Source organism: Capnocytophaga periodontitidis (assembly GCF_016126015.1).
Classification (GTDB): Bacteria; Bacteroidota; Bacteroidia; order Flavobacteriales; family Flavobacteriaceae; genus Capnocytophaga; species Capnocytophaga periodontitidis.
The window spans coordinates 57,483-78,801 of record NZ_JAEFDB010000008.1 but is presented as its reverse complement, the minus strand read 5'-3'; the positions used below and the strand labels follow the sequence as shown (position 1 = coordinate 78,801).

At 36.3% G+C, this 21,319-nt stretch carries 24 protein-coding genes; 16 read left to right on the top strand and 8 right to left on the bottom strand.

Translation table 11 applies throughout. The annotated features are described in order from the left end of the window. Positions 1-15 precede the first annotated feature (15 nt). The 3 genes from gdhA to I7X29_RS11165 all read left to right on the top strand — a co-directional run bounded on the left by gdhA (position 16) and on the right by I7X29_RS11165 (position 3,552). Positions 16-1,356 (top strand): NADP-specific glutamate dehydrogenase, encoded by a 1,341-nt coding sequence (gene gdhA, locus I7X29_RS11175; RefSeq protein ID WP_198474751.1) that lies wholly within the window; start codon positions 16-18, stop codon positions 1,354-1,356. A 102-nt stretch (positions 1,357-1,458) separates the two neighbouring features. Continuing rightward, positions 1,459-2,112 (top strand): M949_RS01915 family surface polysaccharide biosynthesis protein, encoded by a 654-nt coding sequence (locus I7X29_RS11170; RefSeq protein ID WP_198474749.1) that lies wholly within the window; start codon positions 1,459-1,461, stop codon positions 2,110-2,112. Positions 2,113-2,169: 57 nt separating this feature from the next. Beyond that, a complete protein-coding gene (locus I7X29_RS11165; RefSeq protein ID WP_198474747.1) occupies positions 2,170-3,552 on the top strand; it encodes a hypothetical protein in 1,383 nt (460 codons plus the stop codon). A gap of 171 nt (positions 3,553-3,723) precedes the next feature. Here I7X29_RS11165 and I7X29_RS11160 read toward each other — a convergent pair whose 3' ends face one another. The 8 genes from I7X29_RS11160 to I7X29_RS11125 all read right to left on the bottom strand — a co-directional run bounded on the left by I7X29_RS11160 (position 3,724) and on the right by I7X29_RS11125 (position 13,120). Next, a complete protein-coding gene (locus I7X29_RS11160) occupies positions 3,724-4,413 on the bottom strand; it encodes an HmuY family protein (RefSeq protein ID WP_111972199.1) in 690 nt (229 codons plus the stop codon). 10 nt (positions 4,414-4,423) lie between these two features. Then, positions 4,424-6,766 carry a TonB-dependent receptor plug domain-containing protein gene (locus I7X29_RS11155; RefSeq protein ID WP_198474745.1) on the bottom strand — a complete coding sequence of 781 codons (2,343 nt, stop codon included), beginning with the start codon at positions 6,764-6,766 and terminating at the stop codon, positions 4,424-4,426. Between the two features lie 4 nt (positions 6,767-6,770). Continuing rightward, positions 6,771-7,871, bottom strand: coding sequence for a DUF4903 family protein (locus I7X29_RS11150; protein WP_198474743.1), 1,101 nt, complete (start codon positions 7,869-7,871; stop codon positions 6,771-6,773). Between the two features lie 97 nt (positions 7,872-7,968). Beyond that, the gene (locus I7X29_RS11145; RefSeq protein WP_198474741.1) at positions 7,969-8,559 is read right to left on the bottom strand and encodes a calycin-like domain-containing protein; all 591 of its coding nucleotides are present in this window, start codon (positions 8,557-8,559) and stop codon (positions 7,969-7,971) included. Between the two features lie 78 nt (positions 8,560-8,637). Further along, a complete protein-coding gene (locus tag I7X29_RS11140) occupies positions 8,638-10,212 on the bottom strand; it encodes a leucine-rich repeat domain-containing protein (protein WP_198474739.1) in 1,575 nt (524 codons plus the stop codon). Between the two features lie 268 nt (positions 10,213-10,480). Beyond that, positions 10,481-10,789 (bottom strand): hypothetical protein, encoded by a 309-nt coding sequence (locus I7X29_RS11135; protein ID WP_198474737.1) that lies wholly within the window; start codon positions 10,787-10,789, stop codon positions 10,481-10,483. A 167-nt stretch (positions 10,790-10,956) separates the two neighbouring features. Continuing rightward, on the bottom strand, positions 10,957-11,517 hold the full coding sequence (locus tag I7X29_RS11130) for a calycin-like domain-containing protein (RefSeq protein WP_009413987.1): 561 nt from the start codon (positions 11,515-11,517) through the stop codon (positions 10,957-10,959). A gap of 19 nt (positions 11,518-11,536) precedes the next feature. Next, positions 11,537-13,120, bottom strand: coding sequence for a leucine-rich repeat domain-containing protein (locus tag I7X29_RS11125; RefSeq protein WP_198474735.1), 1,584 nt, complete (start codon positions 13,118-13,120; stop codon positions 11,537-11,539). A 255-nt stretch (positions 13,121-13,375) separates the two neighbouring features. On the opposite strand from I7X29_RS11125, the gene I7X29_RS11120 reads away from it, so the two are divergent. The 13 genes from I7X29_RS11120 to I7X29_RS11060 all read left to right on the top strand — a co-directional run bounded on the left by I7X29_RS11120 (position 13,376) and on the right by I7X29_RS11060 (position 21,290). Continuing rightward, on the top strand, positions 13,376-13,921 hold the full coding sequence (locus I7X29_RS11120) for a DUF3127 domain-containing protein (protein ID WP_198474733.1): 546 nt from the start codon (positions 13,376-13,378) through the stop codon (positions 13,919-13,921). Positions 13,922-13,923: 2 nt separating this feature from the next. Beyond that, entirely contained in the window at positions 13,924-14,562 is a 639-nt protein-coding gene (aat, locus tag I7X29_RS11115) for a leucyl/phenylalanyl-tRNA--protein transferase (RefSeq protein WP_198474731.1), read from the top strand. A 102-nt stretch (positions 14,563-14,664) separates the two neighbouring features. Continuing rightward, complete coding sequence (locus I7X29_RS11110) at positions 14,665-14,979, top strand: hypothetical protein (RefSeq protein WP_198474729.1); 315 nt, start codon at positions 14,665-14,667, stop codon at positions 14,977-14,979. Positions 14,980-15,000: 21 nt separating this feature from the next. Then, positions 15,001-15,426 carry a hypothetical protein gene (locus I7X29_RS11105; RefSeq protein ID WP_088593386.1) on the top strand — a complete coding sequence of 142 codons (426 nt, stop codon included), beginning with the start codon at positions 15,001-15,003 and terminating at the stop codon, positions 15,424-15,426. A 140-nt stretch (positions 15,427-15,566) separates the two neighbouring features. Then, positions 15,567-15,956, top strand: coding sequence for an immunity protein (locus tag I7X29_RS11100; protein WP_198474727.1), 390 nt, complete (start codon positions 15,567-15,569; stop codon positions 15,954-15,956). 149 nt (positions 15,957-16,105) lie between these two features. Continuing rightward, positions 16,106-16,618, top strand: coding sequence for an Imm43 family immunity protein (locus I7X29_RS11095; protein WP_198474725.1), 513 nt, complete (start codon positions 16,106-16,108; stop codon positions 16,616-16,618). After that, positions 16,615-17,136, top strand: coding sequence for a hypothetical protein (locus I7X29_RS11090; protein ID WP_198474723.1), 522 nt, complete (start codon positions 16,615-16,617; stop codon positions 17,134-17,136). The genes I7X29_RS11095 and I7X29_RS11090 overlap by 4 nt, the downstream gene beginning before the upstream one ends. A gap of 131 nt (positions 17,137-17,267) precedes the next feature. Then, positions 17,268-17,726, top strand: a complete 459-nt coding sequence (locus I7X29_RS11085) for a hypothetical protein (protein WP_198474721.1) — start codon at positions 17,268-17,270, stop codon at positions 17,724-17,726. 106 nt (positions 17,727-17,832) lie between these two features. Then, positions 17,833-18,351, top strand: coding sequence for an Imm42 family immunity protein (locus I7X29_RS11080; RefSeq protein WP_198474719.1), 519 nt, complete (start codon positions 17,833-17,835; stop codon positions 18,349-18,351). 56 nt (positions 18,352-18,407) lie between these two features. Next, positions 18,408-18,845 carry an SMI1/KNR4 family protein gene (locus I7X29_RS11075; protein WP_198474717.1) on the top strand — a complete coding sequence of 146 codons (438 nt, stop codon included), beginning with the start codon at positions 18,408-18,410 and terminating at the stop codon, positions 18,843-18,845. 47 nt (positions 18,846-18,892) lie between these two features. After that, positions 18,893-19,438 (top strand): DUF4303 domain-containing protein, encoded by a 546-nt coding sequence (locus I7X29_RS11070; RefSeq protein ID WP_198474715.1) that lies wholly within the window; start codon positions 18,893-18,895, stop codon positions 19,436-19,438. Positions 19,439-19,475: 37 nt separating this feature from the next. Then, complete coding sequence (locus tag I7X29_RS11065) at positions 19,476-20,012, top strand: imm11 family protein (RefSeq protein WP_198474713.1); 537 nt, start codon at positions 19,476-19,478, stop codon at positions 20,010-20,012. A 771-nt stretch (positions 20,013-20,783) separates the two neighbouring features. Beyond that, a complete protein-coding gene (locus tag I7X29_RS11060) occupies positions 20,784-21,290 on the top strand; it encodes a hypothetical protein (protein WP_198474711.1) in 507 nt (168 codons plus the stop codon). The last annotated feature ends 29 nt before the right edge of the window (positions 21,291-21,319 follow it).

The following is a 21,319-nucleotide window of genomic DNA, read 5'->3' as shown; positions in this document are numbered from 1 at the left end:
ACTAATTAATATATTATGGACGTAAAAAAAATTATGACCTCTTTAGAGGCGAAACACCCTGGTGAAAAAGAGTACTTACAAGCTGTACACGAAGTGCTTGAATCAGTACAAGAGGTGTACAACCAGCACCCCGAATTTGCCAAAGCTAAAATTATTGAACGCATTGTTGAGCCCGACCGCATTCATACCTTCCGTGTCGATTGGGTTGACGATAAAGGTGAAGTGCAAAGCAACCTCGGTTACCGCGTGCAGTTCAATGCTGCCATAGGCCCTTATAAAGGTGGTATCCGCTTCCACAAAGCTGTAAACCCTTCAATGCTTAAATTCCTCGGTTTTGAACAAACTTTCAAAAACGCCCTTACTACCCTACCTATGGGAGGTGCTAAAGGGGGGTCTGATTTCGACCCTACCGGTAAATCTGATGCCGAAATTATGCGTTTCTGCCAAGCCTTTATGCTTGAACTTTGGAAATACATAGGCCCTGATACCGACGTGCCTGCTGGCGACGTGGGTGTAGGCGGACGCGAAATAGGTTATATGTACGGTATGTACAAAAAATTAGCCCACGAATACAATACTGGGGTGCTCACTGGTAAAGGTATCAACTGGGGAGGTTCACTCATTCGTCCTGAAGCTACAGGTTATGGCGCGCTCTACTTTGTAGACCATATGCTTAAAAAACTCGGCAGAGATATCAAAGGACAACGCGTAGTAGTATCAGGATTTGGTAACGTAGCGTGGGGAGCTTCACAAAAAGCAACTCAGTTGGGCGCAAAAGTTATCGGACTTTCAGGCCCCGATGGTTGTGTGGAAGTACCTAATGGTATGACTCACGAAATGATTAACTATATGCTCGAACTCCGCGCTTCTAACCGCAACATCGTAGCTCCTTTTGCCGAAAAATTTGCTAAAGAAAGTAAGTTTACTGCAGGCAAAAAAGCGTGGACCATCCCTTGTGATATTGCTTTGCCTTGTGCATTCCAAAACGAATTAGACGGTGATGACGCTCAAATGCTTATCAAAAATGGTGTAAAACTCGTAGCCGAAGTATCGAATATGGGTTGTACTCCTGAGGCTATCAAAGCTTTCCAAGATGCTAAAATGCCTTTCGCTCCTGGTAAAGCAGTGAACGCCGGAGGGGTAGCAACTTCTGGTCTTGAAATGACTCAAAATGCCGCACACCTCGCGTGGAGAAGCGAAGAAGTTGATGCTAAATTGCACCAAATTATGGAATCTATCCACAACGCTTGCCTCAAATACGGTCAAGAAGAGGGTTATATCAACTACGTGAAAGGTGCTAACATTGCAGGCTTTATGAAAGTAGCGCACGCAATGCTCGACCAAGGCGTAGTTTAATGACGAGTTACGAATGACGAGTTACGAATGACGAATAACGAGTTATAAATAACAAAAAGCTGCTCAAGATAATGGGCAGCTTTTTTAAATTCATTTAGTTTTATGAAAAATCTTTATCTATTCTTGCTTTTTGGCTTCTTATCACTACAAGCACAACCCGACCCTTCAGGAGCTACACTCCTTACAGATAAACAAGTACAAGTGCTTTTCCCCCAGGAAACGCTTAAAGAAATAGGGGTAACATTCCCTATCAGGAAAGTGTATGCTTTTCAAGATAAATTAGGCAAGCAGTATCTTATCATTTCTGAAAATAATAGCAACCCCGATAAAGCAACCTCTATAAAAGCATTCAATGTGCTTCTAAAAGAAGGAACACCGCCTCAAGTACTTTGGACAATTACCGATGCTATTGATGATACTGAAAAAGCGATATGGTTCTACACGCGCTATATAAGTCTCACCGACCTCAACAACGATGGCTATATAGACCCTATTGTACTATATGATACGCAATCTGAGTCCGAAGAGCCAAACAGAGAAAACCGAGTAAAATTCATTATTTACTACTTAGGAAAGAAGACTGCCATTCGTCATCAAAATTCTAGCTTAGACGATGGGCGACATACCCAAATAGATCGTTCTTATTACAAACTTCCCTTAGCGTTAAAAAAGAAAATACGCAGCATTGTTGCAACCTTTGAAGAAAGAGGACACGCCCTTTTCAATACCGAAACTATTGAAGAACTGAAAAAGTAATTTTGCTGGCACATTCTTTGCCAATTGTTACTTGTTACTTGTTAATCGTTAATTGTTATGAGGGTCTTATTTTTCTTCTTGACTTTATTTTCAACTGCTCAAGCGCAGATAGTAATCCCGTCCGATAGTATAAATAGTATTGGTTTTGAACCCAATGGACGTCTATTTTTCTGTCATCAAAAAACTGATGGCTCTCTGTTAGGAGCTTTTTTGCGACCTAAAAATAAGCAATGGCTTATCGCTTCTCATAGCTCTATAGATAGTAAAATATTACAACAAAAAGCTACTTTTTTCAATACAAAGGACTTGCGCACTACTAAACTCAGTAACTTTACAGGAAATGTTTATACTTCTGAAAAAGACGGGTATACAATTCGTCTTGAGTTTATCAATCCTCATTTGGTGAGAATCAGTACACTCAGCGATATGTTGATATCATACCAAACGCCTATTGAGTTAGATTTTAGCAATGGCAAGAAGGCTTATGCTTTAGCGAGAGGTAATGCTCTTAGCTATCTGTTGATTCCTACAGATAATAAAAATCTGTTATATGATATAAGTACCGCTGTAAGTATAAGGAAACCAATGTCATTTCATTTAAAAAAACAGAAGGAACCTACTTCAAAACCTTGTTTTTCTGAAGGGCGCTATATAGAAACTATGTTCGATATACAAAAAGAGGATAAACAATATATTTTGATAGATGACTATGGAGAACGGGTACTACCCTCTGCTTATGATGATATTCAGTTCAATGGGCATTTTATCTTAGCAAAAAAGGGAAGTTCTTTAGAGATTTACAACATGTATCTGCAACAAATGCTCTTTCCAAACCTAAAAAAGGTATATCTACACCTGAATGCTTTGGAAGTACTCGATGACAATGGAGCTCATTACTATGATTGTTGTGGCGAAGAACTCGATAAACCTGAAAGAGAAATAGAAGAATGTGGAACTAGTTTTATAGAACGTTGGTTAGAATACCGCATTAAGCAAACTCCTAAGCCTTATATAGGAAGAGTAGACTCTAATAATCCCAATATTATCAAGGAAAAGCATTACCTTATAGATCGCAAGCCAACTGAAAAAATTGCTTTTGCAGATGGTACAACAGAATTTTCAGGATTTTCCATAGAAGAAAAATTCCCTTTTGAAGCTTTACGAGTGCAACAAGGCAACCTCTTTGGTCTTTTTGAGTACGAATATCACAAATCTCATCAGCTCAAAGGCAAACAGCTCCTCCCTATTGCTTTCAACAAGATAGAACAAGATAAAAACGAACGGATTCTTTTCTACCAAAATGGCAAAGTAGGCATTTACCCTCAATTCACCACCCCTCAATACGATGTTTTAGTACCCATTACCGAAGCTTTCTACCAAATAGAAAAAAACGGTCGCAAAGGCTTCTTAGATATTTATACAATGAAAGAATATTTTTAGTGATTATTCATCAACAAAAGAATATTTGATAGGTATTACATACGTTGATTCTATAGGGGCTCCATATTGCTTGTGCCAAAGTAAAAAAGCCCCAACACAAAAAGGTAATAAATATTCTCATAGTTTTCAGTATGTGATAAATAACAAGGCAAATATACTACTTTTTTTGATTTACTTCAACTCATCGCAATAAAAACTAATACGCCCCCCTGTGTCGCCTATTTCAATACTCTCGTCATACCAACTCACTATTTGTAACTTAAAATAGCGCAACCCATCGGCAGTGCGGATGATATAAGTGTGAAACGAGGGAGTATAAGAGGGGGGCGGTCCTGAGAACACCAACGCCTTATTGAGTAACGGATTAGCATTGGTTTTGGTTTGTTGGGGGCCTTTATTGGGGTCAAACCAAGGGATACCTGTGATATTATGGGCTACGGTATAGCTTATCCACTCGCGTTGTGACATAGTGATAGATACGTTGTCGGTATCTACTACCCATTGCAGGTCGTGAGGCAGTTGCGAAACACTCGTCCAGCGGTCATACCCCTGAAAGCCCATATCGGCAGCTCCTCCGTGTCCGTTGCCACTGGTGCCGCTATTGGTGCGAAGTTTATTACCACAGAATGCTAAATCCCAGTCTAATCTATTTTTCTGATTGCCTTCTATAATATCGGCATTCACTTGGTAGGCATTGAATATCTCACCTGTACGGAGGTTATAGTATATCCAATCGTTGGTGACATTATTGATGTACCCCGAACGACGCGGTAGCACTTTGCCTGTAAAAGGCAGAGCCTCATATTTCACACAAGCCGTACTCAACAAAGCTATCAGTATACTATATAAGATTCTTTTCATATTTGCTAATTTAAAAATCGATCTCTACCTGCACAAAAAACCTACGCCCTGCAGTAGCAGGAATGTTGAACATCGTTACGCCAGAGCCCAAGGTTGAAGGTTTATAATCGAAAATATTATTTGCCCCGACGTTCAGCTTGTAATGTTTCAAAAAGCGCTGTTGTACATTTAAGTTGAAGAGTGCGTAAGCAGGCAATTCACAACGAAAATACGCCTCTTTGCTCACAGGGCGCCGTTGCGTACCACCACCGTATAAAGGTACTTCTTCCTGCACCGTGATGCGATCTTGCACATCAAAGGTTTTCTTACCCATCATACTCATCGTCAGGTTTGCCGATAGGTCGTAGTTGTCGCGATACCATTTGTATTCAAGCCCTGCGGTAGCGGCGTGAGGCGAGGTAGTGTTGATGCGCAAGCCTTCTGTTTTACTTACATCTACATACGAATAGGAAGCGTTGAGCGTAAGGGGGGGCACTATCTTCCAGCGGGTGAGCAGGTCAAAGCCTAAGAGCCGTTGCTGGCTGAGGTTCATATACTCAAAGTTATACTGAAACTCGTAGATTTTCCACACCCCCTCTATCTTATCCTGAAACTGATTGATAAAGGCATTCCCCGAAATAAAGAATTTAGGCACCGCATATTCAGCTCCTACCGAAAAGTAATGGTTTTTCTCGGGTTGTAACATCTCATTGCCTATAATTTGAAACATTCCCAAGTGATCCCAATTAAAAAACAACTCTTTAATAGAAGGCGAACGATAACCTTTGGCGTAATTCAAGCGGTACGAAAGGGCTTCGGTAGGCGAGAATTTTATGGCTACTTTCGGCAGTGCCATCGTACCAAATTGCAGACTGTAATTGGTGCGCAATCCGGCTTCCACTTGCCACTTAGGGCTTATGGTATAGGTGTCCTGAAAGAAGAACTCCCATTCCTTCAACCCTCGTGTGAGCATACGATTGGCTGCAAAGCGGTCGCTGGTGAGGTCGTCTTGAAAATAGTCAATCCCCAAAATGAGGTCGTGCTTTTTGAAGTATTGCGAGGTGAGCGTGAGACGCGGTTGCATAATCTTAGAATCATACACCTTTTTATCTACATCACGGCGTTCGTGACGTTTGTAGCGCTCGTAAAAGTCGGTATGGAAAGTGCCGTGTAGTGCGAAATAGTTTTTGAGGCGGTAGGAGAGTTTTAGCCCTCCGGTGAAGTCTTTGGTTTGCGAGAAATAGAGGTCTTGCACCATATCATACGAGTTCATCAAAAAGCCCGTGCCATATAGCTGTACGCTTAAGTTTTTGCTGTCGTAATACAGTTTTTGTGAAGCCGATAGGTGCTCAACCCCCTCAATACCCATTGGCGGACGCAAAAAGGTGGCTTGCACTACAGTATCTTTACTGAGAAACGGATTGGCTTCTTTGGTATACACCTTGCGATCGGGTTCTTTTTGGTAAAGGTAATACGCATCCTGACTGCTGAACCACACATCCGTTTGGGTAGTAAACTTCCCTATCTTAGCCCCTGCCGATACCCACGATTGCAGGTTGGGCTTATCGGCATTCTTTTCAAACATATAGAGAAAATCTCGCCGCTCAGGGTTGTGGTAATTGCGTTCGTTCATCTCGGCGTGTCGCGAACCTACCGTAATAGCAAAAGGCTTATCTGTTTTCTTGGTGATAATGTTGATGACTGCTCCTGCTGCCCTCGAACCGTAGAGGGTAGACGACGCCCCTTTCATCACCTCAATGCGCTCTACAGCGTGCAGGTTGAAGCGCTCGTAATCGAGGTTGCCCGCCATTTCACCCGTCATACGCTCGCCATCCATCAAGAAGAGGATATGGCGCGCATCCAAGCCCTGCATACTTATCTCGTTGCCAAAACCTACCTTTTGGATATTCATCCCAGGGGTTTCCTGCATCAGCGCCTGCTGGATATTGCTATACCCCGCTTTCACTAACTCCTGCCCAGTGATGACCTGCACCACCGTAGGTGTTTCTTTGGTGGGGCGCACGGTAGCACCCGTCGTTCTACCTGTGAGAGTAGTGCCCGCCAATTGGGTAGTTTCCTCACTGAGGTATACCGTGAGCTCGTTTTCTGCGTTTAGCGTACCTTTTAGCAGTGTGTAGCCCAGCGACTGCACCGTGTAATGCAGTACACCCCCCTTGCGCCTTTTCAGGAGGGCAATGCCATTGTCATCGGCAATGCTGTGCTGTAGTTTATCACTATAAGCAGGCTCGGTATAACTCACCACAGCAGCAGCTATAGGCAAGCGGGTACTCTTGTCGAGCACCCGCATACGCACTTGTTGGGCTGAGAGGATTCCTCCTAATAGAAATAGTAAAATGGATATGGTGATTCTCATTAACTTAAGGTCTTATAGCTACTTCTTTGGCATAAATGGTAAGTCCTAATTCTTTGTTAAGGTAAGAGAAGGAGGTTATTTTTTTCTCTACATTCACAATCATTCGCACTTCGCCTTTAGCAGAAGTTTTAAGCGTTTGTGTACCCGTAGCGTTCCAAAGGGTAGTGGTTACTTCCACTGCTTTGAGTTTGGTTTTATCGGTATTGCCTTGCCCGTAGATAGCTTCTTCACTTTTGGTAAGCACATCTATAAAACGCGCTTTGCCACTGAATGCCAATTGCAAGTTCACCCCACTCACTGCCGTTTTGGCAAGCGATAGTTGCATACGCCCTGTTACATTGTTAGGCTCTTTACCGTCCCACACAAAGGTGATAGGCAAGGCTACCTCTGTAGTTTTACCCTCGTAGGTGAGCTTAGCCGTAATAGTTTGAGTAGCACCCAAAAGCGTAATAGCTTGCTGGTTGTTATCACCGCGAAATCTTTCACCCCCTGTGTCTAATTTTTTTTCTGCCAACGCCTCTTCGTAGGCATCGAGTTCTTCCTGAAAGTGAGCTAAGCGAGAGCGGTCAATTTTTTGTTTAAATATCGTACCCACTACGTTCATCATATTGTATTGGATTAAGAAATACACCTCGTGTGTATCTACATTGAAGAAGCCCGTAACAATGGTACTCCCTTCTTTAGTGATAGTGGGACCTTGGTAATTGTCAGGTATATAAGGGGTAGTTACGGCAGCTTTGTCGTAGAATTTTATCCAATTGCCCTCGTATTCCTGCTTGTCCCAATAGCTGAGTTCCATTGCCTCCAAGGAGGCGTGCATTGTTACGGCAAAAGGCATAGTGCCCGGTTGTATTTTCTCAAGATGCATTTTGAGGCGTTTGCTGGGCTCGTCCCAAGTAAAAGTAAATTTGGTAGGTACGCCCGAAGGCAATAATGATCTGTCCGTACCAGCCAATTTCACGTGTTGCCCTAATACCATATCGCCTTTTAGTACGCTGATAGCTGTTTGCAGTTTAGGGTCGGTATTTTCAATAGGCTTGTTTTGTTCTTCTTTTTTGCAAGCCAAAAGAGCAAGCCCTATAAATAATAAAAGTATTTTTTTCATAGTAAGGAAATTAATTACAGTTGAAGTTAAGAGTAAAAGCCAGAGAGCAACAATTGTAGTTGTTACTTTCTGACTTTTAAGAGTAAGAGGTAGAGGATTAGTTTCCTAATTGTTGGTCTCCCTCAAAATGTACATAAGCAGTAAAGATAGTAATATAGAAGAATATTTTTCCTTCACTATGAATACCTACCTGTAATTTATAGCGACCATCATTAGTTGGAGTAAAAGAACCTTCCATAGAAGTAATAGGGTAACGATTTAACCCAATAACGGGAACTGTTAAGAGTACTCCATTTGAGATATTAGAGGCTTTAAAAGTACCATCACTATTAAGTTTAATACCATTGGCTTTTATTTCGATAGTACCGGGCATCTCCCCTACTTTAAAAGCTGGTAAATGCAAATTAAACTTACTGTTGTTATATTTACTTACAGTAAAAATTTGGTTTAGTACTTTACCTTTGTCTTTACCCCTCATTACAACCTTATCAAGAGTTCCTTTATACTCTCCTACTACATCGTTTACTGTTATAGTAGTTCTTTGCCTTTCAGCATTTTGCTGAACAGCTGCTTGACTATTGGCAACTAATCCTGCCTCAGCAGAGTTGAGTTCCTCTTTTTGGCATCCTACGAATGCCACACCTGCGATTGCTGTAAAAGCAATCATTCTTAAAAATGAATATTTCATATAGATAATGTTTAAAAGTTACTAATTCATTATTTAAACTCATTGTAAATAAGTTTTGTGGCACAAAGGTACAAATAATTATTTATTGTGCAACTTTTTTTGCTTATTTATTTCTCTTTTTATGAGATTTAAGAACAAATCATCTGCTTTATTTTTCTTAGATTGAATACGTGAAGCTCTACCTGTATCTTCTTCATCTTCATTATCATATAATGGAAGATAATCATATACTTCTAAAGAAGGAGCGTCTGTAAATACTGAAGTTTCTATTTTTTTGTCAGGAATATACATTTCAACAAAAGTTTTGGTTTCTGGGCGATCAAAAATCTCTTTAGTAGGGGTAAAAAACAGTGTACCATTCTTGTCGTCTCTTTCTCCATTAGTTAAGTAATATTGAAATTTATATGTAGGATAAACTATTTTGGCAGAGATGCCTCCAAAATATATATCTTGTGCCACTTGTAACTTACTAAAATCAATAGTTGATTTTAAGGCGGGTAGATTTAAAAAGGCAATATTATAGGCAGAAATAGGAGAAGGTGCCTTGCTTACATCAGGCAAGATTACCTCTTCTAATTGTGAACAGTTTGCAAAACGAATAGCAGTACCTGAAAAATTATTGTGATTAGCAACTCCTTTTTGCATCATTGTTTTTGAAGCAGATAAATCTATTTTTTTTACAGTTGCATTATTCATTATTTGAATAGCAGTTAAACTCTCAGCTTTTGAGAAATCTATATTAGGGGTGTCTACCCAAACAGTTCCAAATGCTGTTACTTTTTGTCCTAACTTTATATACGGAATAGTTTGCTTTTTATCTGTGCTTAACTGAATGTGAACTAATGCACTAAGTAGAGGGTTGTTAATAATATACTCAACTCCTTCAATATTATCAATCTCAGAAGTATCAATTATATTAGGATTATATTGTGGAGCTTGTGAAATCATAAACGCATTATTAGCCTCTTCAGAACTTAATCTTTTTGAAAGGTCTATTTTATCACCATTCATCACGCTTGAATAGTGTTTTTTCATATAAAGAAGTAAGGTTGCATCAGGCACCTCGCGCAAGGTAGTATATTTCTCAGCTGTACCCTGTGCGTTGAGCATCTGTACATCACTCTTAGGAGCAAGTTTTACGTAGGCAGGCAATACGTCCATATTGTATTTAGCGGTTGCAGGCAATACCAGCTTATCAAAACTGCGAATCAGCTTATAAGGCTCTTGGGCATTGTCGCTATAGTCGGTAGTAGCAAGGTTTTTAAAGTCATACAGCTCATTACCACTGAGATTTACACTCTTTACCGTTGCAGGCAATGTGCCAAAATCAAACGTTTGTGCAAACTTGTTGTTGCTGAGGTTTACCTCACTAAGTGCAGGGAACGCCTCTAAGCCTTTTACATCGGAGAGCTGCTTACCACTGAGGTTAAGTGAAGTAGTGGTGCGCACCTTGTCGTTTACTACAAGAGTATTGCCTTCAAAAGTGAAGCCTTGTTCTTTTAAGGCAGTTACCAAAGCAGCGTTTTCAATAGTTATTTTGCCATTTTCTGGTTTTGGAGGTTCTGGGCTATCGCTTTTCTTGCAGGCACTGCCTAAAGCGATGAGCACTACTGAAAGTGCTATTTTTATTGAATGTTGGATAAAGTTTTTCATAGTATGAAAATATTTAATATTGTTAGTTTAAAGTATATTTTGTTTATTACAGTTTAAATAGAAAATGATAGCATCTTCTTAGCTTTTTCAATCACAAGTATAGAAGTAGCAACTCTTCTTTTTGGCATCCTACGAATGCCACAACTGCGATTGCTGTAAAAGCAATCATTTTTAAAAATGAATATTTCATATAGATAATGTTTAAAAGTTACTAATCCTTTATTTAAACTCATTGTAAATAAGTTTTGTGGCACAAAGGTACAAATAATTATTTATTGTGCAACTTTTTTTGCTTATTTATTTCTCTTTTTATGAGATTTAAGAACAAATCATCTGCTTTATTTTTCTTAGATTGAATACGTGAAGCTCTACCTGTATCTTCTTCATCTTCATTATCATATAATGGAAGATAATCATATACTTCTAAAGAAGGAGCGTCTGTAAATACTGAAGTTTCTATTTTTTTGTCAGGAATATACATTTCAACAAAAGTTTTGGTTTCTGGGCGATCAAAAATCTCTTTAGTAGGGGTAAAAAACAGTGTACCATTCTTGTCGTCTCTTTCTCCATGCATCATAAACTTTGTCGTACGTCAAAGTCCCAAAAACTTTGACAAAGTCTATAAGCCTGATAATCAATCACTTTTAGAGTGTGTTATGTAGGAAAGCCAGCGATAGCTGGGTATGTGCTGCAAACGCCCCCTCAAGAAAAACTTTTAGGACAGCCCCTTAAAGTTACTACTTTTTAGTAAGTGTCAAAGTGTACAGAAGCATCAAAATTTACAAATAAAAGATAGGTTCCGCTACTTTCCAAAGTAAATTCTACTTTTGTCGCATTATCTTTCTTAAAGAATTTACCTCTAATATTGGCAGGGTAATCAGTCAACAGTAAGTTTACTCCATTAGAAAAGCTTCCTGAAAAAGTACCGTCACTATTTAATGTGATACCCTTAACGTTGATAGTTAGTTTAGCAGGCATTCTTCCTACTTTAAAAGCATCAACACTTAGGTTAAACTTGTTATTGCCGTTTTTGGTGATATTTACCGTTCTATCAGAAACAGAGTCTTTATTTTCTCCGTTCATCTTTACTTGGTTAATTTCACCTTTGTAATTTCCCACTACACTATCTACAGTGAAGTTAGAATTAACAGAGGGATGTTCGCTAACAACTGTCGTCTCATTAGCGTTTTGTGAGTTCCCTTCATTAGCTGGATGATCAGCAATGTTCGCCTCTTCTTTTTGGCATCCTACTAATGCCATTCCTAAGATAGCTACAAAAGCTATCGATTTAAATAAATTTGACATAGTTATTAAATTTAGATAATTACTTTTTATGCTTAGAGTTTCCGAATCTAAGTTTTACGATTTCGTTAAGAGTTAGTGCTTTATTGTTAGTTTTATTTAAAAAACTTCGGTTGTGGATGGAAGGTCGGCCACTTTCATTATTGGTGTCAGTATAGTCATAAATTTCTGAATCCTCTAATAAATTATCTACAAAATTGTATGAAGTTGTAATTCTATTATTAGGAAGATATTTTTGGATAAAAGCTTTTGTTTCCTCTTTGTCGTATATATCTTTTGTAATAGTTAAAATTAATTTTCCAAACTGACCTTCTTTTTCTTTATTTCCTCCTATTGTAAAATATTTAATATCAGCAGGATATATAATTTTAGTAGTTGCTGGTATTTTAGCTAATTGAAGAGAAGAAAAAACTTGTATTTTACTTAAATCAATAGTAGAAGTAAGCTTAGGTAATTCTAAAAGAGAGATTGCAAATATTGAAATAGGAGAAACGGTACTTTTAGAAACATCAGGCAAGGTAAAAGTTTTTAAATTAGGGCAATCTGCAATTATAATAAAATCACCTACAAAACCCAAATGACTTGTTTCTCCTCGTTGCATAATTTTTTTAGAGGCTGATAAATTGACATTAGTAATACCTTTATTATGAACAGCCCAAAAAGCAAAAAGATCTTCTGCTCTGGTTAAGTTTAGGTTAGGTGTACTAACCCCATAGAGGACAACACTTCCTGTTTTGGGTGATATCTTTAAATTATCGACTACAAAATTTTCATCAGGTAAGGTTCGTATTTCTACATCTCCGCGAAATAAAGGATTATTTGTAATAAAAATAATGCCTTCTAAGTTTTTAAGGTTAGCAAATTCAGGCTCATTATAACCTTCTTCACCTTTTAATATTTTTACAGCATTGGCTCTTTCATCTACTTTTATACTCTTGCTAATATCAATCTTATCACCACTAAACACACTTGCAAAATTAGCTTTCAAATATTGCAACAACACAGGGTCAGGTACCTCGCGCAAGGTAGTATATTTCTCAGCTGTACCCTGTGCGTTGAGCATCTGTACATCACTCTTAGGAGCGAGTTTTACGTAGGCAGGCAATACATCCAGATTGTACTTAGCGGTTGCAGGTAATACCAGTTTATCAAAACTGCGAATGAGCTTATAAGGCTCTTGGGCATTGTCGCTATAGTCGGTAGTGGCGAGGTTTTTAAAGTCGTACAGCTCATTACCACTGAGGTTTACGCTCTTTACCGTTGCAGGCAATGCCGCAAAGTCAAATTCTTCCGCAAACTTGTTGTTGCTGAGGTTTACCTCACTAAGGGCTGGGAAAGCCTCTAAGCCTTTTACATCGGTAAGCTGTTTGCCACTGAGGTTAAGTGAAGTAGTGGTGCGCACTTTGTCGTTTACTACAAGGGTATTGCCTTCAAAAGTAAAGCCTTGTTCTTTTAAGGCAGTTACCAAAGCAGGGTTTTCAATAGCTACTTTGCCATTTTCTGGTTTGGGAGGTTCTGGGCTATCGCTTTTCTTGCAAGCACTGCCCAAAGCGATGAACGCTAGAGCTATCATCACTTTTACTGAATGTTGGATATAATTTCTCATACAAAAATGTATTTGTAAAATGAATTAGTTTAAAATTTGGTGCAAAGGTATAAATATTATTTAGAATAGTGATAAAGAGCGTATAAAATATGTATTATTTCTTACAGCTATAGTAAGCAGGTAATAAACAATAGTTGATTATGAGTTAGATTCATTTATATTTTTTTACAAAACTATTTGCTAATATCTAAATTTGTACTACCTTTGCCCTTACAAATCATTATTTACGAATAACCAATAAATAAAAATACCAATATGGATATCCAAGGACGAATCATCAAAATTACACCTACACAAACCGTAGGGCAAAATGGCTTCCAACGCCGCGATGTTATAATTATGACCGAGGAACAATACCCTCAGTACATCCCATTTGACTTTGTACAGGAAAAATGTGCGCTACTCGATAACTTTCAAGAAGGACAAATAGTGCGCATCAGTTTCAATATTCGCGGTCGTGAGTGGGTAAACCCTCAAGGAGAGACCAAATACATTGTAAACTTACAAGGATGGCGTATCGAAAATGCCGAAATGGCACAAAACTATCCTCCGCAAGGGCAAACTTATCCACAAGGCTATGGGCAACCTGCTTACCCTCCGCAAGGCTATGCACAACCACAATACCAACAGGCACCTCCTCAATATCAGCAAGCAGCCCCTCAGTACCAACAACAAGTGCCTCCTCAGTACCCACCTCAAGTTGCTCAACAATCATTCCAACCTTCTCCACAACAAGCTTTTGGCACTCCTCCAGCACAAAGTGCTCCAACTGCTGAACCCGAAGACGATCTACCATTCTAAGAATGATATACTTAATAAACGATGAAACGCCTTTTCCTTCCCCCGATACCGCTTCGGAGGAAGGAATTGTGGCTTTTGGAGGTTCTCTCTCCCCTACCCGACTCATAGAAGCCTATTCTCAAGGCATTTTTCCTTGGTATAATGAGGGGGAACCTGTACTATGGTGGTGTCCCGACCCTCGCTTTGTGCTTTTCCCCGAAAAACTGCATATTGGCAAAAATATGCGCAAACTCCTCCGCAAAGCTCCTTATCGCGTTACCTACAACCGTTGTTTTACCGAAGTAATGCAGCAATGCGCTACAGTGCCCCGCAAAGACCAACACGGCACTTGGATTCACCCCGAACTCATAGAATCCTATACAATCCTCCATCAGCAAGGAATTGCACACTCGGTAGAGGTGTGGCAAGGCGAAACCCTTGTAGGCGGCTTATACGGACTTCAAATCGGCAAAATTTTCTGTGGAGAAAGTATGTTTAGCAAGCAGCCTAACGCCTCACAGTACGGTTTTATCACCTTCCTGCAAGCCCACCCTCATATCGCCTTAGTAGATTGCCAAATTCACAGTGAATATTTAGAAAGTTTAGGCGCTGAAGAAATCCCAAGAGCAACATTTTTAAAATTATTAACCATCAATCGTTAAAAGTACAGATTCGCGTTTCACATACCCAGCTGTGAGCCCTCGCTGACTTTGTAGGCGTTTTATAGCCGATATTCTTTTTAAAAATTGTAGATAGTGTGTTATATGAAAGAAATAGAATTGTTTAAACATATAAAGGACTGCATCGGTATGTTTGTACCCGATAGTACTTATAATAACTATGTATCTCTTATTATTGGCTATGATTTAGCTAAAGATAATATATTGTTAGAGGGGTTTAGCGAGTGGTTAGCTTCTAAATACAAATTACCGACTAACTTTGCCTTTTCTCAACAAATTAAATATTACCTTTTTAAAAAAGATTTCACAAAGACTTTAACTAAAGAAGATGAAATGCTTTTAATCCATTGTTTGTATGAAAAGCTAGTAGAGTTTTGGGAAGAAAACAACAAAATCTAAAAAATACTCTGATTATTCATTATGAAAATAGATGATAAACTACTAAAAGACTCCCTTATTGAGTCTAAAATACCAGCTAATGACTTTGGTATAGTAAGTAAAGAATACAAAACTAAAATACTGAGCAAGTATGTGGATAATACCCAATTGAATAGCGGACGATTTTTACGATATTTTGAATGTCTTAAAGATTTAGGAAAAGTATATTATGGGGTAGAAGCTATAAGGGCTATTTTAGAGTTGCCATTAGAAGGTGATTTTTTTATCTTTACAGAAAAAGGAGATGATATATACAAAATATCTGGGTGGAATAATATAAAGTTAATTATCCCTCAATTACCCAGTAGTTTAGATGTTTATATAACAGATGTAAATTTAGATGCTATGATTTGTTTGACGAGCGAAGATAATGTAATTATCAGTGGCAAAAATCCTTTTACTCGTTAAAATCCCAAAGTAGAGGAGTAGTTAATTTATGGAATATATCCTATCCGTTTGAAGCAAACACCCCGCCTTTTTTCTTTAGAAGATAGGAATATTTTTAGAAATAAGGAACATTCAACAAACACCAATTTATCTAAATAGAAATGGATATATTAGAGATAGAGAAAATAATAAAAAACTTTTTAGACCTTAGCTTTATAGGGCTTTCTTTTAAACTTCCCGTTTATACAGAAGGTGATTTTTATATTATAGGAGTTGATTACGAGGATAAAATAGGGGTTAGCCATAGCAACCATTCTGTTTATTACCTATCAGAGAGTACTCTTTTTATAAATTCGTCCTTAAACCAACTCATAGATTGCTTGCTGTTTTTTACTAAAAAATTTGATTTTCAGGAAGAATATAGCGATACATTACGCTTGGAAAAGCTAAAAACTATAAAAAGACATTTTTTAAAAATAGACACTCCTTGTTTGGATCAAAACACTTGGTGGAGTTATATCTTAGAACAAGTAGAGGAGGGGATATTATAACAATTAACAACTTATTTATAAAAAAAAGATGAAAAAAAAATTATTTATATGGTTTATGACTACAACACGCTGGAGAGCAGGGTGCCCAGTTCTTTTACAATGCTGAGTTATCAGATTTAGAAAATCCTACTAATTCTGATTGGAAATATATGAAAAACATCCCTTCTCAGATGCTTCTTACCTATAAAAACAAAGGAAATGTTAGGTTTGACTGGGTTTTCTATAGAAATAGAATAATGGTTGTCTCAGAAGAGTTTTTATCTTTTTTATCAGCGTATTGGGGGGAAAATCGTTATGTAGTATCTCCTTGTTTGGTGCAACACTCGAAAGGAGTATCTTGCTCGGATAAGTCCTACTTTGTTCTTTTCCTTTTAGAGGTGGATAATTCTTCTTTTGTCGTAGAAGAAGAAGGGAAAAAACGTATAGCGGGTAATCGTTTTGAATATCTATACCCCAATATAACTATAAAAGAGCAGAAAAAAGGCGTGTTCTATTACGATAGGATAGCTTATGAACAAGGGTTGCTATTCACAGAAGAGACAAAAGATATTGTTTTGAGTTCATTCTATAAACCTGAGATTTATTTGATAGAAGATTTTCCTACAGCTTATAACAATATGAATAAAAAAGAAGAGTTTTTACCTCCCTATAGTACATTATGAAAAAATGGAATTATTTTTATGAGAAAATAAGAGATGAATTATTGCAAATAGATAGTGATTTCAATACTTCTTATCTTTCTATATTACAGAAAAACACCTTATTATTAGAAGATTGGGTGTTAAGAAGTAATTTAGCTAATTATAAAGCAATATATCTAAATTCTAATTTGCAAGGATTTAATAAAATGGTATTTTTGCCATTTCATTTTAACTTTGATTGGTGTTCCATAAAACAAGAAGTTTATTATTCAACAAGAAAAGAGCCATCAACCTTTGATAGTTTTATTTCAGGTCTTTATTATTTGTTTGACTTTTTATTGTCCTATAATAGTCTTATAGAATGCCCAACCTACAAAGATAACGAATTATATTATCGCAAATTTAATGGAGAAGTAATTTATGAATGTAAATTTCCTCCTATGTTATATGATTTAACTTTTAATGTCATTACTACATTTATTTCTATAGACTATTGTGAGAGAGAAATATTAGAAGAAAAAGGATTTTATAGAGGATAAAAATATCCTAACAGCTGTACTAAACAGTTTTACAATAAAATTAAAAGAATTATGTCGCAATTCATAGCGTTGTAAATGAATTTGATACTTTATTTTAAATCATAGATCATAAAGAATGAAACATTAAAAATATGAATTACAATGATGAAATAAAATCAGGGACATCTGTTGCAGGATTTCATATAGGCAAGAATATAAACTCATACCTTCCCCATTTGTATTTGCAAGAGGTAGAAGTGGATAAAGTTATATTCAGCAAAGGAAAAAGCAATGAAATACATCGCTATATTATCGACAAGAATATAAAAATCAATACCTCTGAAAAAGGAGAGATTCTCAATATTTCTTGCACTAACACCTATTATGGCAAGTACAAAGATATTCTTTATTTAGGCATTACAGTACAAGAAGTTATTAGTAAAACAGATAAACAAGTAATAATGTTTGATTCTTTATTCGTCAATCAGGATTATGGCTTTTGCTTTGTTTTGCCATATCCTTATAATGATATTGATTATATATCCCATTTGCCAAAGAATTTAGTTTTAAAGGAGTTTATGGTCGGTCGATTTGAAAAATGGTTTAGGTAATGAATTAAATACGCTGTTAAGGTTCATTTACCAATCCATAATACACAAAAGAGTGTATGGCACGAGCAGTAGAGGAGGAAAACAAGAAAAATATGTAAGAAAATAAATGAAGAATAGTATAATATTAGGTAAAAAAGATGTTTTTTGTATAGAAGCAGAACTAAGACAAATGCAAGAGTATATTTTTATTAATTACTGCTTATGGGGTAAAGGTAAAATGATAGGTGATAACACTGTAACCACCTTATTATCTTCTGCAAAAAGAATGATAGAAAAAGTGTTGGATAAAAAAGGGAATCGCAAATTATCTAAAGAAATAAGTTCCTATTCAGCAAAAGATATTACAGACTATTTTATGGATTTTTTATGGAATGAAAGCAGTGAGTTGTCTAATGATATAGGTTCTTGTAATGATGAGTGTTTTCAAGGTTTTTATTTATTTCTAATTGAAGAAAAAGGGTATGATTGGCTTTTAATTAAAGATGAAAACACAGAGGCTTATATAGATGTTAAGATACCCTCTAATTATATCTATGTTGTTTTTGAAAATTTCTTAAAATGGATAGAACAGTCTACCATTCTTGTTTTAAGGTCATTCCTTGAAGAAAAACGGGGAATGCATTAAGTACAATTGTTAAAATTCAACGCTTTACCAATTTATAAAACAAATGTTTTACAAGTATGAAAATAGAAGCAATTAACAAAGGGAGTGAAGCAAAAGCCCTTGCTTTTCAGGAGTTTTTAGGCTTTACCTTGCCCAATGATTATTTTAATTTTTTAGTCCAAAATGACGGTGCTACCATTGATGAAGCCTATTTCTATGTAAAGGATATAGAGGAATACATTATGTTTGAACTTTTCTACGATATAAAAGAATGTATAGAAACCTATGAAGAGTTCAGTGACGATTTTCCCGAAAAAAGCCTTGTCATTGGGACTGATCCAGGAGGAGGAATGCTCCTTTTAGTAACCGAAGATGTGGGTGATTTCTCCAAAGGTATTCATTTCTATGACCATTCTCACTTTTTTGAGGCTTCCAATAGCGATTGTAATACCTACTTTGTATGCGATACATTCAGCGAGTTCATAACCATTTTAGAACATACCACTTTGCCATAATTAGGTAATAAACCCTCAATATTTTCAAAAAATAGCATCAAATTAAAATGACAGAAGAAGCGCGAACAGAAGCATTAAGTCAGCTTATCTATAAGTGTGCTAAAGAAGCATTCTTGGAATTGTTTAAGAACAAGGAACATTATTACAATTGTGTATTACTTGCTCCTGCTGAGGGCTATGCACCTATTCTATCGGCTTGGTCTTATGAAGCCTTGGACAGAGAGATACCTAAACACCCCAAAGAAGAAATTTGGTTATACAAATGGAACTTTGCCGATTCGCCTTATTACGCTTTTGGTGAAGAATATTTCAAGCCTGTTCAAAGTTTGTTAGATACTTATCCTAGTATTTTTGATATGGAAGACGAAGATGAAATAGAGCGAGAGTTTGAACTAAGAGTCTCGGCAATGGTACAAGCGATGCAAAAAATGGATCAGGAGGGCATTTTCTCAATCAATCAGCCGAGAGAGCAAGTCTATATCAACGTTGAGTGTATTCCTAACGACAATTCCGATGTAGATAGAGCCCTTTTACTCAATGAAGCAAAGAACATTCAAGAATGGTTAAAAGATAATCCCAAAGTAGAGGAATAATACTATTTATTATAAAACACAAAGATTAGAATAAATTATGTGGTATTTTTTAATTTCAAATAGTGACTCATATATTGAGATACAAGGTTCTTATGATAGGGTTAGAAAAATATTTTTCTCTGACCAACGAGAACCTGTTGAAAATTTAGAACTAACAGCAATAGCTCAAGAAGGGCTAACCAAAGAAATCCTCCTCGAAGTAGATTATTTGGAAGATGTGATAATGGGAGGGATTCCTGTTTTTAGCGCAAGATTCAAAGAAGTAATTCAACCTCATTTAAACGGTGAAATAGATTTCGTACCTTGTAAAGTGCTGGTAAAGAATGATTCTTATCTATTCTACGCTGTGAGAATTAATACAATAATGCCTATAATAGACTATGAAAAATCAGGTCATAGAGAATTGGCAAGAGGAGGCACAATCATAGATGATCCTATCATTATAAAAGAAGATATCGCCCCCAATCTTTTAATAGTTAGAGATGCTAAATATAAGTCTAATTTTGTTGTAAGTAATATTTTAAAGGAACTCATAGAGAAAGAAAACTTAAAAGTAGGTTTTTATAGAGACTAATTCATAGACAATAGCCAATGAGAGCACAGAAGTGCATTCTCTTTAGAAATTAAAAAAGTAAAAGTATTTATGGATAATATAATAGATTAGTTTGAAGAAAAAAGAAATTGTAGATAGTGTGTTATAATGAAATATATGTTTTATCTCCCTAAAAAAATAATGAGTGACTTTTTGTACATAATAGTACTCACTCTTTTAGTAATAAAAATATTTTTTGCTTATTTAGAAAGTAGTAGCTTTTTCAGCACTGAATTTTTATCATATCTATTCTCTATTAAACCTGATATTGTAAAATTTACAAATAAATTCTCTATTCACTACTTAGTAAAACTATCTTTTTTACTTATTTGGGTTTTTTGTTTGCATTTTATTATTTTCAAAATAATCAAGTATATATTAAAAAAATGCAATATTAGTAGCTATAGTTACTATGTTTTTCCTATAGTAATATTTCTATGGTATTATTATTTTCCTATGATAATGATTGTTATTTTCCTAACATTTAATGAATATGTTAGTGCCAAAGAACTTTTGGAATTTTGTATAAACCCTTTTTTATGGGTACAGTAATTCTAATAATTCACCGTCAGGTGAAAATTCGTAAAATTTTGTGTTTCACATACCTATCTGCCAATCCCTTCACACCACTTTTGTTAATTCTTAATTGTCAATTGTTAATTGAATAATCTCTTCTTATTAGAAAAAACTTTTTGATTTCCACTAAAAAATCATTACCTTTGTCAGCGTATTACCTTTTAAATTTCTAAACAGATGAAATTTTACTTGTTACTAATGGCTTTTTCACTCTTTTTTTGCTCTACCAAAGAACAGAAAAGCGACAAAAATACCATAGAGAAAGCACAAAAATCCAATGAAAATGAAATTCTGAAAATTAAATATTTTTATGTAGAACCTGAGATCCCTATAAATATCGACAAAGATGAACTAGAAATAGTTGAAGTTACTAAAAACAGATTTCTAATCCATGAACAGATTTACAACAAGGGAGTTCTTAAAGATTCTACAATAATAGATATCCCTTTCAATACAGATAGTCTTTTTTCATCAATACCTAAAGCATATCTCAATAATGCTAAAGTATATCCTTTTTTAAATTTCAAATTCATTCGTGATTTTCCTTATGAATGTTTCTATATTTTCAGACAAAAAGATACTATCGAATGGCATATTGCTGACGAACTACTTCCTGAAGACTTTGTTTTCTACAAGAATTTTAAAGAATTCCGATTGGAACAATTAAGTAAGAGAACTAAATAGATGGTAAAAAATGCATATATTGGGCTAAA

What these genes read in the sequence shown, in the direction of transcription:
- gdhA (WP_198474751.1), top strand. Translation starts at nt 16, where the DNA reads ATGGACGTAAAAAAAATTATGACCTCTTTAGAGGCGAAACACCCTGGT.
- I7X29_RS11170 (WP_198474749.1), top strand. Translation starts at nt 1,459, where the DNA reads ATGAAAAATCTTTATCTATTCTTGCTTTTTGGCTTCTTATCACTACAA.
- I7X29_RS11165 (WP_198474747.1), top strand. Translation starts at nt 2,170, where the DNA reads ATGAGGGTCTTATTTTTCTTCTTGACTTTATTTTCAACTGCTCAAGCG.
- I7X29_RS11160 (WP_111972199.1), bottom strand. Translation starts at nt 4,413, where the DNA reads ATGAAAAGAATCTTATATAGTATACTGATAGCTTTGTTGAGTACGGCT.
- I7X29_RS11155 (WP_198474745.1), bottom strand. Translation starts at nt 6,766, where the DNA reads ATGAGAATCACCATATCCATTTTACTATTTCTATTAGGAGGAATCCTC.
- I7X29_RS11150 (WP_198474743.1), bottom strand. Translation starts at nt 7,871, where the DNA reads ATGAAAAAAATACTTTTATTATTTATAGGGCTTGCTCTTTTGGCTTGC.
- I7X29_RS11145 (WP_198474741.1), bottom strand. Translation starts at nt 8,559, where the DNA reads ATGAAATATTCATTTTTAAGAATGATTGCTTTTACAGCAATCGCAGGT.
- I7X29_RS11140 (WP_198474739.1), bottom strand. Translation starts at nt 10,212, where the DNA reads ATGAAAAACTTTATCCAACATTCAATAAAAATAGCACTTTCAGTAGTG.
- I7X29_RS11135 (WP_198474737.1), bottom strand. Translation starts at nt 10,789, where the DNA reads ATGATGCATGGAGAAAGAGACGACAAGAATGGTACACTGTTTTTTACC.
- I7X29_RS11130 (WP_009413987.1), bottom strand. Translation starts at nt 11,517, where the DNA reads ATGTCAAATTTATTTAAATCGATAGCTTTTGTAGCTATCTTAGGAATG.
- I7X29_RS11125 (WP_198474735.1), bottom strand. Translation starts at nt 13,120, where the DNA reads ATGAGAAATTATATCCAACATTCAGTAAAAGTGATGATAGCTCTAGCG.
- I7X29_RS11120 (WP_198474733.1), top strand. Translation starts at nt 13,376, where the DNA reads ATGGATATCCAAGGACGAATCATCAAAATTACACCTACACAAACCGTA.
- aat (WP_198474731.1), top strand. Translation starts at nt 13,924, where the DNA reads ATGATATACTTAATAAACGATGAAACGCCTTTTCCTTCCCCCGATACC.
- I7X29_RS11110 (WP_198474729.1), top strand. Translation starts at nt 14,665, where the DNA reads ATGAAAGAAATAGAATTGTTTAAACATATAAAGGACTGCATCGGTATG.
- I7X29_RS11105 (WP_088593386.1), top strand. Translation starts at nt 15,001, where the DNA reads ATGAAAATAGATGATAAACTACTAAAAGACTCCCTTATTGAGTCTAAA.
- I7X29_RS11100 (WP_198474727.1), top strand. Translation starts at nt 15,567, where the DNA reads ATGGATATATTAGAGATAGAGAAAATAATAAAAAACTTTTTAGACCTT.
- I7X29_RS11095 (WP_198474725.1), top strand. Translation starts at nt 16,106, where the DNA reads ATGAAAAACATCCCTTCTCAGATGCTTCTTACCTATAAAAACAAAGGA.
- I7X29_RS11090 (WP_198474723.1), top strand. Translation starts at nt 16,615, where the DNA reads ATGAAAAAATGGAATTATTTTTATGAGAAAATAAGAGATGAATTATTG.
- I7X29_RS11085 (WP_198474721.1), top strand. Translation starts at nt 17,268, where the DNA reads ATGAATTACAATGATGAAATAAAATCAGGGACATCTGTTGCAGGATTT.
- I7X29_RS11080 (WP_198474719.1), top strand. Translation starts at nt 17,833, where the DNA reads ATGAAGAATAGTATAATATTAGGTAAAAAAGATGTTTTTTGTATAGAA.
- I7X29_RS11075 (WP_198474717.1), top strand. Translation starts at nt 18,408, where the DNA reads ATGAAAATAGAAGCAATTAACAAAGGGAGTGAAGCAAAAGCCCTTGCT.
- I7X29_RS11070 (WP_198474715.1), top strand. Translation starts at nt 18,893, where the DNA reads ATGACAGAAGAAGCGCGAACAGAAGCATTAAGTCAGCTTATCTATAAG.
- I7X29_RS11065 (WP_198474713.1), top strand. Translation starts at nt 19,476, where the DNA reads ATGTGGTATTTTTTAATTTCAAATAGTGACTCATATATTGAGATACAA.
- I7X29_RS11060 (WP_198474711.1), top strand. Translation starts at nt 20,784, where the DNA reads ATGAAATTTTACTTGTTACTAATGGCTTTTTCACTCTTTTTTTGCTCT.